Origin of the sequence: Azotobacter bryophylli, assembly GCF_042643485.1 — a bacterium.
GTDB classification, from domain to species: domain Bacteria; phylum Pseudomonadota; class Gammaproteobacteria; order Pseudomonadales; family Pseudomonadaceae; genus Azotobacter; species Azotobacter bryophylli.
Genome location: NZ_JBHRSJ010000031.1, coordinates 201,402 through 213,145 on the forward strand (window position 1 = coordinate 201,402; position 11,744 = coordinate 213,145).

At 63.8% G+C, this 11,744-nt stretch carries 12 protein-coding genes; 10 read left to right on the plus strand and 2 right to left on the minus strand.

What is annotated here, in order from left to right; genetic code table 11:
- The first annotated feature begins 35 nt into the window (after nucleotides 1-35).
- The 7 genes from fabF to ACFOJE_RS15825 are packed head-to-tail and all read left to right on the plus strand — an operon-like array spanning nucleotide 36 to nucleotide 5,971.
- Nucleotides 36-1,280 carry a beta-ketoacyl-ACP synthase II gene (gene fabF, locus ACFOJE_RS15795; RefSeq protein WP_377815447.1) on the plus strand — a complete coding sequence of 415 codons (1,245 nt, stop codon included), beginning with the start codon at nucleotides 36-38 and terminating at the stop codon, nucleotides 1,278-1,280.
- Nucleotides 1,280-2,095, plus strand: a complete 816-nt coding sequence (pabC, locus tag ACFOJE_RS15800; protein ID WP_377815448.1) for an aminodeoxychorismate lyase — start codon at nucleotides 1,280-1,282, stop codon at nucleotides 2,093-2,095. The genes fabF and pabC overlap by 1 nt, the downstream gene beginning before the upstream one ends.
- A 3-nt stretch (nucleotides 2,096-2,098) precedes the next feature.
- The gene (gene mltG / locus ACFOJE_RS15805; RefSeq protein ID WP_377815450.1) at nucleotides 2,099-3,175 is read left to right on the plus strand and encodes an endolytic transglycosylase MltG; all 1,077 of its coding nucleotides are present in this window, start codon (nucleotides 2,099-2,101) and stop codon (nucleotides 3,173-3,175) included.
- Nucleotides 3,172-3,804, plus strand: a complete 633-nt coding sequence (gene tmk, locus ACFOJE_RS15810; RefSeq protein ID WP_377815451.1) for a dTMP kinase — start codon at nucleotides 3,172-3,174, stop codon at nucleotides 3,802-3,804. The genes mltG and tmk overlap by 4 nt, the downstream gene beginning before the upstream one ends.
- Complete coding sequence (locus tag ACFOJE_RS15815; protein WP_377815452.1) at nucleotides 3,797-4,783, plus strand: DNA polymerase III subunit delta'; 987 nt, start codon at nucleotides 3,797-3,799, stop codon at nucleotides 4,781-4,783. The genes tmk and ACFOJE_RS15815 overlap by 8 nt, the downstream gene beginning before the upstream one ends.
- 36 nt (nucleotides 4,784-4,819) lie before the next feature.
- Nucleotides 4,820-5,176 carry a PilZ domain-containing protein gene (locus ACFOJE_RS15820; protein ID WP_377815454.1) on the plus strand — a complete coding sequence of 119 codons (357 nt, stop codon included), beginning with the start codon at nucleotides 4,820-4,822 and terminating at the stop codon, nucleotides 5,174-5,176.
- Between the two features lie 9 nt (nucleotides 5,177-5,185).
- The gene (locus tag ACFOJE_RS15825; RefSeq protein ID WP_377815456.1) at nucleotides 5,186-5,971 is read left to right on the plus strand and encodes a TatD family hydrolase; all 786 of its coding nucleotides are present in this window, start codon (nucleotides 5,186-5,188) and stop codon (nucleotides 5,969-5,971) included.
- 245 nt (nucleotides 5,972-6,216) lie between these two features.
- Here the strand turns inward: ACFOJE_RS15825 and ACFOJE_RS15830 are convergent, their stop codons facing one another.
- On the minus strand, nucleotides 6,217-7,350 hold the full coding sequence (locus ACFOJE_RS15830; protein WP_377815458.1) for an aminotransferase class V-fold PLP-dependent enzyme: 1,134 nt from the start codon (nucleotides 7,348-7,350) through the stop codon (nucleotides 6,217-6,219).
- Between the two features lie 77 nt (nucleotides 7,351-7,427).
- Here ACFOJE_RS15830 and ACFOJE_RS15835 point away from each other — a divergent pair, with 77 nt between their 5' ends.
- Nucleotides 7,428-7,994 (plus strand): DUF1285 domain-containing protein, encoded by a 567-nt coding sequence (locus ACFOJE_RS15835; protein ID WP_377815460.1) that lies wholly within the window; start codon nucleotides 7,428-7,430, stop codon nucleotides 7,992-7,994.
- A gap of 47 nt (nucleotides 7,995-8,041) precedes the next feature.
- On the opposite strand, the gene ACFOJE_RS15840 is transcribed toward ACFOJE_RS15835, so the two are convergent.
- Entirely contained in the window at nucleotides 8,042-9,697 is a 1,656-nt protein-coding gene (locus ACFOJE_RS15840; protein WP_377815462.1) for an electron transfer flavoprotein-ubiquinone oxidoreductase, read from the minus strand.
- A gap of 297 nt (nucleotides 9,698-9,994) precedes the next feature.
- Between ACFOJE_RS15840 and ACFOJE_RS15845 the strand changes: the two genes are divergently transcribed.
- Together ACFOJE_RS15845 and ACFOJE_RS15850 are read left to right on the plus strand one after the other, a co-directional pair.
- Nucleotides 9,995-10,744: an electron transfer flavoprotein subunit beta/FixA family protein gene (locus tag ACFOJE_RS15845; protein ID WP_377815464.1), complete on the plus strand. Its 750-nt coding sequence runs from the start codon at nucleotides 9,995-9,997 to the stop codon at nucleotides 10,742-10,744.
- A gap of 2 nt (nucleotides 10,745-10,746) precedes the next feature.
- Nucleotides 10,747-11,676: an electron transfer flavoprotein subunit alpha/FixB family protein gene (locus ACFOJE_RS15850; RefSeq protein ID WP_377815465.1), complete on the plus strand. Its 930-nt coding sequence runs from the start codon at nucleotides 10,747-10,749 to the stop codon at nucleotides 11,674-11,676.
- Nucleotides 11,677-11,744 lie beyond the last annotated feature (68 nt).

Genomic DNA, 11,744 nt, shown 5'->3' on the forward strand with positions numbered 1-11,744 from the left:
GGCATGCGAAGTAACGAAGTAAAGAGGAGATTGCTGTGTCGCGTAGACGCGTCGTGGTCACCGGTCTGGGTATGTTGACGCCCTTGGGCACCGATGTACCGAGCAGCTGGCAGGGCATTCTTGCTGGTCGTAGCGGCATCGCTCCGCTCGAGCACATGGATCTGTCTGCCTATGCCACCCGTTTTGGCGGCTCGGTAAAGGGCTTCAACGTCGAGGAATACCTGACGCTCAAGGAGGCCCGCAAGCTTGACCTGTTCATTCAATACGGGCTGGCGGCCAGCTTCCAGGCGGTACGTGACTCCGGTCTGGAAATCACCGATGCCAATCGTGAGCGTATCGGCGTTGCCATGGGCTCCGGTATCGGCGGCCTGACCAATATCGAGAACAACTGCAGGGCGCTGATCGAGCAAGGGCCTCGGCGCATTTCGCCATTCTTTGTGCCCGGCTCGATCATCAACATGATTTCCGGCTTCCTGTCCATCCATCTGGGCGTTCAGGGGCCTAATTACGCCATGGCCACGGCTTGTAGCACTGGCACCCATTGCATCGGCATGGCTGCCCGCAACATCGCCTATGGCGAGGCCGACGTCATGGTTGCCGGTGGTGCCGAGATGGCGGCTTGCGGTCTGGGGATCGGTGGCTTCGCTGCTGCCCGTGCCCTGTCCACCCGCAACGACGACCCGGTGCACGCCAGCCGGCCCTGGGACAAGGGGCGTGATGGCTTCGTGCTGTCCGATGGTGCCGGTACGTTGGTTCTGGAGGAGCTGGAGCACGCCAAGGCGCGTGGCGCGCATATCTATGCCGAAGTGGTCGGTTTCGGTATGAGCGGCGATGCCTTCCACATGACTGCGACGCCGGAGGACGGTGCGGGTGCGGCTCGATGCATGGCCAGTGCCTTGCGCGATGCCGGTTTGAATGTCGACCAGATACAGTACGTCAATGCTCATGGCACTTCGACGCCGGTCGGTGATCTTGCCGAAGTGGCGGCGCTGAAGAGGGTGTTCGGCGACCACGCCTACCGGCTATCGGTAAGTTCTACCAAGTCCATGACCGGGCATCTGCTGGGGGCTGCGGGAGCGGTCGAGGCTATATTCAGCATACTGGCAATCCGCGATCAGGTCGCTCCGCCGACCATCAATCTGGAAGAGCCTGATGAGGGCTGCGACCTGGACTTCGTTGCGCACCAAGCGAAAGCCATGTCGATCGATGTGGTGCTATCCAACTCGTTCGGTTTTGGCGGTACCAACAGCTCGCTGGTGTTCCGTCGGTTCGTTGGTTGATGCTCAGCTGGGTTGATGGCCTGCCTTGCGATTTCTTGTCCCTCAGGGATCGTGGGCTTGCTTATGGCGATGGTCTGTTCGAGACCGTCGCCGTCCGACAGGGGCGGCCGCTCCTGCTGGATCGTCACATGGCGCGCCTGGCTGAGGGCTGTTCGCGCCTGTCCATGCCCTTGGACGGGTCGCTGATTCGCGCTGAACTGCAAGCCTTCGCGCTCGAGCTCGGTGAGGGCGTTGCCAAGCTGATAGTGACTCGTGGCGACGGTCTGCGGGGCTATGCGCCGCCGCAACCCACGCTGCCGCGCCGCATTCTGCAGGGCAGCCCATGGCCTGCTTATCCTCCGGCGAGTGCGGAGCTAGGCGTTGAGCTCTTTCCTTGCCGCACCCGTTTGGCTGAACAGCCCCTGCTGGCGGGACTCAAGCATCTGAATCGATTGGAGCAGGTACTCGCCCGCGCCGAATGGCAGGGAGGCGAGTATGCCGAGGGTCTGATGCGAGACGTTTCCGGTCGGGTGATCGAAGGTGTGTTCAGCAATCTGTTCCTGGTGAAATCCTCTCAACTACTGACCGCAGATCTGAGCCGTTGCGGTGTCGCCGGTGTGATGCGCGCTGAGATTCTGACTCTAGCTGCGGGGAATGGGCTTGCCGTAAAGGTGCGCGACATTGCTTATGACGAATTTCTCGGTGCCGACGAGGTATTCCTCTGCAATAGCCTTTATGGGATCTGGCCGGTGCGCAGGTTCGATGGGCACGACTGGCCGGTCGGCCCGCTCACTCGTAAACTGCAAGCACTTGTCCACCACTTGCAGGATTCCTGAAACGTGAGACGAAAATGGCTGCTGGTAGTCAGTGTGGGTCTGTTGCTGACCGGCCTGGGCCTGCTTTCTGCTGTTTGGCAGCAACAGTCCGCCCTCGATCAGCCCCTCAACCTGAGTGAGGAGCGTCTGCTGGAGGTCCCGGCAGGGGCGACTCCTGGCGGTCTGCTGAACCGTCTGGAGGGCGAGGGTGTACTGCGCAAGGCCCGCTGGCTGCGTCTGTACTGGCGCTTCAATCTGGCGGACAAGACCCTGCATAGCGGCGAGTATCGTCTGGCTCCGGGGATGACCGTGGCCGACCTGCTCGGTCATTGGCAACGTGGCGATGTGGTGCAGTACAGCCTGACCTTGGTCGAAGGCTGGAACTTTCGCCAGGTACGTGCCGCCCTTGCCGCTGCGGGAAAGCTGGAGCAGACCCTGACCGGAGTGTCCGATGCCGAGCTCATGGCTCGTCTCGGTCAGCCGGATGCGCACCCTGAAGGGCGCTTCTTTCCCGATACCTATCGTTATGTCCGTGGCATGAGCGACTTCGAACTGCTCAAGCAGGCCCATACGCGCCTGGAGCAGGTGCTGGCCGACGAGTGGGCGCAGCGTGCGGAGGCGCTGCCCTACAAGGATCCCTACCAGGCGCTGATCATGGCCTCAATCATCGAGAAGGAAACCGGCGTTCCCCAGGAGCGGGAGCAGATCGCCGGTGTCTTCGTGCGCCGACTGGAGCAGGGCATGCTGCTGCAGACCGATCCTTCGGTCATCTACGGCCTAGGCGAGCGTTATACTGGCAAGATCGCCCGTGCCCATCTGCTCGAGGAAACGCCTTACAACACCTACGTCAGGCCCGGTCTGCCGCCGACGCCCATCGCGCTGGTCGGGCGCGACGCGATTCATGCGGCGCTGCACCCGGCAGCTGGGCAAAATCTTTATTTCGTCGCCCGTGGCGACGGCAGTCACGTCTTTTCCGCCACTCTCGAAGAGCACAATCGGGCGGTACGCGAATACCAGCTCAAGCGGCGTGCTGACTATCGCTCCAGCCCATCCCCGGAAGTGCTCGAGCGAAGCGCGGCGGACAGCAAGGAGAATCCGTGAGCGGCCTGTTCATTACCCTGGAGGGTCCCGAAGGGGCCGGCAAGAGTACCAATCGCGAATACCTGGCGGAGCGCTTGCGCGAGCACGGCGTCGACGTGGTGCTGACCCGCGAGCCGGGCGGAACGCCTCTGGCAGAGCGTATCCGAGCGCTGCTGCTCGATCCGACTGCCGAGCCGATGGCCACTGATACCGAGCTGTTGCTAGTCTTCGCGGCCCGTGCCCAGCATCTGGCACAGGTCATTCGCCCCGCCCTGGCGCGAGGGGCTGTGGTCCTCTGCGATCGTTTCACCGATGCCACCTATGCCTATCAGGGCGGTGGGCGGGGAGTATCCGAGTCGCGCATCGCGCAATTGGAAAGCTTCGTGCAGGGCGATCTGCGACCCGATCTGACGCTGGTCTTCGATCTGCCGGTCGAAGTCGGTCTCGCCCGCGCCGCTGCTCGGGGCCGCCTGGATCGATTCGAGCAGGAGGGCAGGATGTTCTTCGAGGCGGTGCGCCAGACCTACCTACACCGTGCCGCCCGCGAACCTGTGCGTTACCGGGTGGTGGATGCGGCACAGCCCCTGGATCAGGTCCAGCGAAGCCTCGACTCCTTGCTTCCGCACTTGCTGGGGGCGTGTCTTGGCTGACTGCTATCCCTGGCAGCAGGGCCTCTGGCAGCGGCTGGCTGGCCGCGAACAGCATGCCCATGCTTATCTGCTGCACGGGCCGGCCGGGATCGGCAAACGGGCTTTGGCCGAGCGCCTGGTTTCCCGCCTGTTGTGCCAGAGTCCACGGGGACTGGAGGCCTGCGGCCAGTGCAAGTCCTGCCATCTGCTGCAGGCCGGTACTCATCCGGATCATTTCGTGCTGGAGCCGGAGGAAGCGGATAAGGCGATCCGCGTCGACCAGGTGCGCGAGTTGGTCAATTTCGTGGCGCAGACGGCCCAGTTGGGGGGGCGCAAGGTCGTCCTGCTGGAGCCGGCCGAAGCGATGAATCTCAATGCGGCTAACGCGCTGCTCAAGAGTCTGGAGGAGCCCTCTGGAGATACCGTGCTGCTGCTGATCAGCCATCAGCCCAGCCGGCTTTTGCCAACCATCAGGAGCCGCTGCGTGCAGCAGGCATGCCCCTTGCCCGGCAGCGGCGAGAGCCGGGCATGGCTGCATCAGGCGCTGCCAGGGGTTGCCGAAGAGGAGCGGGTCGAACTGCTGATGCTCGCTGGCGGTTCGCCGCTGACCGCAGTGCGACTGCATGCCGAAGGCGTGCGCGAGCAGCGGGCGCTGGTGGTGGATGGCATCAAGAAGCTGCTCAAGCAGCAGGCCGGCGCCAGCCAACTGGCCGAGTCCTGGAGTGACGTTCCGTTGTTGCTGCTGTTCGACTGGTTCTGCGATTGGATTCAGCTGATCCTGCGCTACCAGTTGACCCTCGATGAGCAGGGGCTGGGTTTGGCGGACATGGCCAAGGTCGTCCGTTATCTGGCGGACAAGAGCGGGCAGTCCAGCGTGCTGGCCATGCAGGATTGGCTGCTGGAGCAACGGCAGAAAGTACTCGGCAAGGCCAATCTCAATCGTGTTTTGCTTCTCGAAGCCCTGCTCGTCAAGTGGGCAAGCCTGCCCGGGCCAGGCTAGAATCCGGCGCTGGATCAGCATGTCGGGAGTGAGTCTATGAACATGCCAACTAATCTCGGAGCTCGAAGCGGCATCCTGCCCCTGTCCATCAAGGACAAGTCGGTTCTGTACGCTTCCTACATGCCCTTTCTGAAGAATGGCGGTCTGTTCATTCCCACCAGCAAGCCCTACAAGCTCGGCGACGAAATCTTCATTCTGCTCACCCTGATGGACGAGCCGGAGAAGATCCCGGTTCCCGGCAAGGTCGTCTGGATCACGCCGACCGGCGCCCAGGGCAACCGCGCCGCCGGCATCGGCGTGCAATTCGGCGATGGCGACAACGTCGCCCGCAACAAGATCGAAACCTACCTGGCCGGTGCCCTCAAGTCCGATCGGCCGACCCATACGATGTAACCATTCCTCATGCTCGTCGATTCCCACTGTCATCTCGATCGTCTCGACCTGTCCGCCCACGGCGGCTCCCTGGATGCAGCATTGGCCGCGGCCCGGGCCCGGGGCGTCGGACATTTTCTCTGCATCGGCGTCAGCGCCGATAACGCCGCGGCAGTGAAAAGCCTCGCCGAACGCTATGCCGACGTCGATTGCTCGGTGGGCGTGCACCCGCTGGATATCGAGCCCGGGTCTGCTCCCGCGCTCGACTGGCTGCTCGGCGAACTGGATCATCCGCGCGTGGTCGCCATCGGCGAGACCGGCCTCGACTATCACTACCAGCCGGAGGCCGCGGCTTTGCAGCAGCAGGCTTTCCGTCTGCATCTGGAGGCGGCGCGTATAAGCGGCAAGCCGGTCATCGTGCATACCCGCGAGGCACGGGCCGATACCCTACGCCTGCTGCGCGAGGCGGCCCTGCCACAGGCCGGCGTGCTGCACTGCTTCACTGAGGACTGGGAGATGGCGAAGGCGGCCCTGGATCTGGGCTTCTACATTTCCCTTTCCGGCATCGTCACCTTCCGGAATGCCGCAGCGCTGCGCGAGGTGGCCAGGCAGGTTCCGGCGGATCGGCTGCTGGTGGAGACCGATTCGCCCTATCTAGCTCCTGTTCCTCATCGCGGCAAGGCCAATCTGCCGGAGTACGTTCGAGAGGTCGCCGAGTTCCTGGCCGAGCTGCGGGGTGTCGCGTACGAGTCCCTGGCCGAGCAGACGACCGACAACTTCAGAAGGCTGTTTCCCTTGGCGCATGTCCGGGGTTGAATGGGGCTGTCATCCCTTGAGGCTGGCGCAAAACAAAAAAAACCCGGAATCTGGGGGAGGAGTCCGGGTCAAGAACATTAGGAGCAAAACGAAGGTACGCTCTCCGCGAGTACCTTCGGCCGGCGAGGTACTTGGGGGAAATACCCCGCCAGTACTTGGAAGTATTGGTCAGGATTGGTTCTCGTCCAGCGCCGGCCACTCTCCTTTTTAAACGGTTTTGGAATACCTGTGCCGCTGCTGAGCACTTAGCCAGCAGCTATCTGACGCAGTACCGATAATGTCTCGTCGATCACCGAGACCGGCGTATAGAAGTGGGGCGAGAGACGGATGCCAGGACCCCGCTGGGCACAGACGATCTGTTCCCGCTTGAGGATTTCGAAGAGCGAGGGGTGGTCGTATCCAGCGAGGCTGAAGGTCAGGATACCTGCACGCCGGGCCGGGGCGGACGGGCTGTGCAGACTGATGCCGGCAATCGACCTGAGACCGTTCTCCAGCCAGCCCATGCGCTCCTCTAGCGCCGAGGCCACGTTCTCCATGCCGACCTGCTCCAGCAGGGACAGGCTGCTCTCCAGGGCCACGCAGCCGAGCATGTTCGGGCTGCCGCATTCGAAGCGCCTGGCGCTGCGAGCCGGCTGCCACTCCGCTTCATCGTAGTCGCCGACGTTCTCGACCATGTGCCAGCCGTACTCGTGCAGCCTCAGTTGCTCGCGCAGGTCGCTGCGGCAATAGAAGACGCCGAGGCCTTCGGGGCCCATGAGCCATTTGTGTCCATCGGCCATGGCGAAGGCGCAGTCGCTGGCCCGCACGTCGAAGGGCAGGGCGCCGAGGTGCTGGATCGCATCCACGCACAGCAGCACGCCGCGCTGCCGGCAGCCCTGACCGAGCCGCTCCAGATCCAGGCGCAGGCCGCTGGCGTATTGCACGGCGCTGATCGACAGCAGGCGAGTGCGCGGGCCGCAGGCGGCTAGCAGATCGGCTTCCGGGTCCTTGCCCTTGAGATTGACCTGGATGACCTCGACCCCCAGCGGCTCGAGTGCCTCCCAGACGATCCGGTTGGAAGGGAATTCCTCGTCGCTGATGACGATCTGCTCGCCGGCCTGCCAGTTCAGGCCGAAAGCGACGAAGGACAGCGCCTCGGAAGTATTCTTCACCAAGGCGATATCCGCCGTGGAGGGGGCGTTGAGCAGACGTGCCAGTCGCTCCCGCAGGCGCCGTTCGATCCCCATCCACAGCGGATAGTCGCGTGCGCCGATGTGCACGTTCTGCTCGGCGAAGGCCGCGACCGCTTTGCCGGTCCGTTTTGGCCAAGGAGCGACGGCAGCGTGGTTCAGATAGCGCAGCCCGGCCAGCTGCGGAAATTCATCGTGAATGGCAAGCATGGGTGCTCCTTGCAATCGTGTGGTCAGGCATCATATTCGATACCAGTCAGGGGCGCCGCCACCACCGAGGAGATTATATGAGCGAATCAGGCAAGGCCGACGACCTGTTGGCGCAGATTCCCGCGGGCGAAAGGAAGGGGCCTCCCCCTGTGCACCTGTGGAACCCGCCGTTCTGCGGCGACATCGACATGCGCATCGCTCGGGATGGCAGCTGGTACTACCTGGGCTCGCCGATCGGACGCAAGCCGTTGGTTCGGTTGTTCTCCGGCATCATCCGCCGGGATGGGGACCGGTACTTCCTGGTGACCCCGGTCGAGAAAGTCGGGATACGGGTCGATGACGCGCCTTTCGTAGCCACCGCCCTGGAGGCCGAGGGGGAGGGCGAAAGCCAGCTGCTGCGCTTCACGACCAACGTCGAGGACAAGGTCGAGGCCGGAGTCGAGCACCCCCTGCGTTTCGTGCTCGACCCGGTCACCCAGGAGCCGGCTCCTTACGTCCTCGTGCGGGACAATCTGGAGGCGCTGATCGGCAGGAGCGTGTTCTATCAGTTGGTGGAGCTGGCGGTGCCGCGACAGATCGAGGGGCGCGGCTGGCTGGGTGTCTGGAGCGGCGGGGTGTTCTTCCCCATCGGGTCGCAGGAGTAGCGGGCCGAAAGCAGCGGGGCTCCCGAAGGAGCCCCGCTGGAGTGCGCTTACATGTTGGGGTAGTTCGGGCCGCCGGAGCCTTCCGGTGCCACCCAGGTGATGTTCTGGGCCGGGTCCTTGATATCGCAGGTCTTGCAGTGCACGCAGTTCTGCGCGTTGATCTGGAAGCGCTTGCTGCCGTCCTCCTGGGTCATCACCTCGTAGACGCCGGCTGGGCAGTAACGCTGCGCCGGTTCGTCGTAGATCGGCAGGTTTCTCAGGATCGGAATGGACGGATCGGCCAGTTTCAGGTGGCAGGGCTGGTCCTCTTCATGGTTGGTATTGGAGAGGAACACCGAGCTCAGCTTGTCGAAGCTGATCTGGCCATCAGGCTTGGGATAGTCGATCCACTCGGACTCTTCCGCCGGCTTCAGGCAGGCGTAATCCGGCTTGTTGTCGTGCAGGGTGAAGGGCAGCTTGCCGTCGAACAGGTTCTGATCGACGAAGTTGAAGGCACCGCCCAGGAGAGAGCCGAACTTGTGGATCGCCGCGCCGAAATTGCGGCTGCGGAACAGCTCGTCGTACAGCCAGCTGGACTTGAAGGAGGCGACGTATTCGGTCAGTTCGTCACCGCCCGCACGGCCCGCCGCCAGGGCATCGGCGATGGCGTCGGCGGCCAGCATGCCGGACTTCATGGCCGTGTGGCTGCCCTTGATCTTGGCGAAGTTCAGGGTGCCGAGGTCGCAGCCGATCAGCGCAGCGCCGGGCACCACCATCTTCGGCAGCGAGTTCAGGCCGCCCTTGCAGATCGCGCGCGCGCCGTAGGAGATGCGCTTGCCGCCTTCCAGGTATTGGCGGATCACCGGATGGTGCTTGTAGCGTTGGAACTCGTCGAACGGCGAGAGGAAGGGGTTGCTGTAGGACAGGTCGACGATCAGGCCGACCACCACCTGGTTGTTCTCCAGGTGATAGAGGAAGGAGCCACCCGGGTTCTCGTCGTCCAGCGGCCAGCCGGCGGTGTGCACCACCAGACCCTGCTCGTGCCGGAGCGGATCGATTTCCCAGAGCTCCTTGATGCCGATCCCGTAATGCTGGGCATCGGCTTCGGCGTCGAGACCGTACTTCTTGATCAGCTGCTTGCCGATATGGCCGCGGCAGCCTTCGGCGAACAGGGTGTACTTGGCGCGCAGCTCCATGCCCGGGGTGTACACGCCATCCTTCGGCTTGCCTTCGTGATCGACGCCGAGATCGCCGGTGATGATGCCGCGCACTACGCCGCTCTCGTCGATCAGGGCCTCCTGAGCGGCGAAGCCCGGATAGATCTCGACGCCCAGAGCCTCGGCCTGCTGCGCCAGCCAGCGGCAAAGGTTACCCAGGGAGATGACGTAGTTGCCTTCGTTGTGCATGGTCTTCGGCACAAGGAAGTCGGGAATCTTGCGGGCGGCCTCGCCGCTCTGGAACAGGTAGATGTCGTCGCGCTTGACCGGCGTATTGAGCGGGGCGCCGAGCTCCCGCCAGTCGGGGAATAGTTCGTTGAGCGCGCGCGGCTCGAAGACGGCGCCGGAGAGGATATGGGCGCCGACCTCGGAACCTTTTTCGACCACGCACACGCTGATTTCCTGTCCAGCGGCCGTGGCCTTCTGCTTCAAGCGGCAGGCGGCTGACAGACCTGCGGGGCCGGCACCGACGATGACGACGTCGAATTCCATGTATTCGCGTTCCACAAACTATCTCCTACTCAAGGCACGCTTCGTGTGACTGTTGATGGGAGCTAGGCTCATCCCTGGCCTGAGCGGGCGGGCATTATATCTGGCCTGGCCAGTCGGACCAACGGTAACGCTCTCTGGCATGGATGGCCCGGAAAATGGGGTGTTGCGAGGCCTTCTTATTGACCGGGAGGGGGGCTGCAGTCAAGATACGGCCTATTTTCGCTCGCCGCACGGGCTGGCGTCGGCTCCGGCCGTCAACACAAGCCAAGCTTGCCTTGGCGACATTCTATTTACCGGAGAGTACGAGGAATCATGAAGGTTCTTGTAGCTGTCAAACGAGTGGTCGATTACAACGTCAAGGTCCGCGTCAAGGCGGACCACTCCGGCGTCGATCTCGCCAACGTGAAAATGTCGATGAACCCTTTCTGCGAGATCGCCGTTGAAGAGGCGGTGCGTCTGAAAGAGAAGGGCGTCGCCAGCGAGATCGTCGTCGTCTCCATCGGCCCGGCCCAGGCCCAGGAGCAGCTGCGCACCGCCCTGGCTCTCGGCGCCGACCGCGCCGTGCTGGTCGAAACCGCCGAGGAGCTGAATTCCCTGGCCGTGGCCAAGTTGCTGAAGGCCGTGGTGGACAAGGAGCAGCCGCAACTGGTCCTGCTCGGCAAGCAGGCCATCGACAGCGACAACAACCAGACTGGCCAGATGCTCGCCGCCCTAACCGGCTACGCCCAGGGCACCTTCGCCTCCAAGCTGGAGCTGGAAGGCAGCAAGGCCAAGGTCACCCGTGAGATCGACGGTGGCCTGCAGACCGTGGAGCTGGCCCTGCCGGCCATCGTCACCACCGACCTGCGCCTGAACGAGCCGCGCTACGCCTCCCTGCCCAATATCATGAAGGCCAAGAAGAAGCCGCTGGAGACCGTCATTCCGGACGCCCTCGGCGTGTCCACCGCCTCCACCATGAAGACCGTCAAGGTTGAGGCCCCGGCAGGGCGCCAGGCCGGCATCAAGGTCAAGTCCGTGGCCGAACTGGTCGAGAAACTGAAGAACGAAGCGAAGGTGATCTGACAATGGCAATCCTGGTTATCGCTGAGCACAACAATGCGGTCCTGGGTGCCGCGACCCTGAATACCGTGGCCGCCGCCCAGGCCATCGGCGGCGACATCCACGTGCTGGTCGCCGGACAGAACTGCGCCGCGGTCGCCGAGGCCGCCGCCAAGGTCGCCGGGGTGAGCAAGGTGCTGGTGGCCGACGAGGCCGCCTACGCCCACCAGCTGCCGGAAAACGTCGCGCCGCTGATCGTCGGGCTGGCCAAGTCCTACAGCCACGTGCTGGCCCCGGCCACCACCAACGGCAAGAACTACCTGCCGCGCGTGGCGGCCCTGCTGGATGTGGACCAGATCTCCGAGATCGTTGCGGTGGAAAGCGCCGACACCTTCAAGCGGCCGATCTACGCCGGCAACGCCATCGCCACCGTGCAGTCGAGCGCTCCGGTCAAGGTGATCACCGTGCGCACCACCGCCTTCGACGCCGTGCCGGCCGAAGGCGGCGCCGCAGCCATCGAAGCGGTGGCGGGCCAGGGCGATGCGGGCAAGTCCGCCTTCGTCGGCGAGGAGCTGGCCCAGTCCGACCGTCCCGAGCTGAGCGCGGCGCGGGTGGTGGTCTCCGGCGGTCGCGGCATGCAGAGCGCCGAGAACTTCCAACTGCTGTACCAACTGGCGGACAAGCTGGGTGCCGCGGTGGGCGCTTCGCGCGCGGCGGTGGACGCGGGCTTCGCGCCCAACGACATGCAGGTCGGCCAGACCGGCAAGATCGTGGCGCCGGAGCTGTACGTCGCGGTGGGTATCAGCGGGGCGATCCAGCACCTGGCGGGGATGAAGGACTCCAAGGTGATCGTCGCGATCAACAAGGACGAGGAGGCGCCGATCTTCCAGGTGGCCGACTACGGCCTGGTCGCCGACCTGTTCGAAGCGGTGCCGGAACTGGCCAAGCAGGTCTGACCCGGTAGTCGCCTAGCAGCAAGAAGCCCGCTCGCTCCAGCCGCTATCACGTGGCTGTTGGCGAGCGT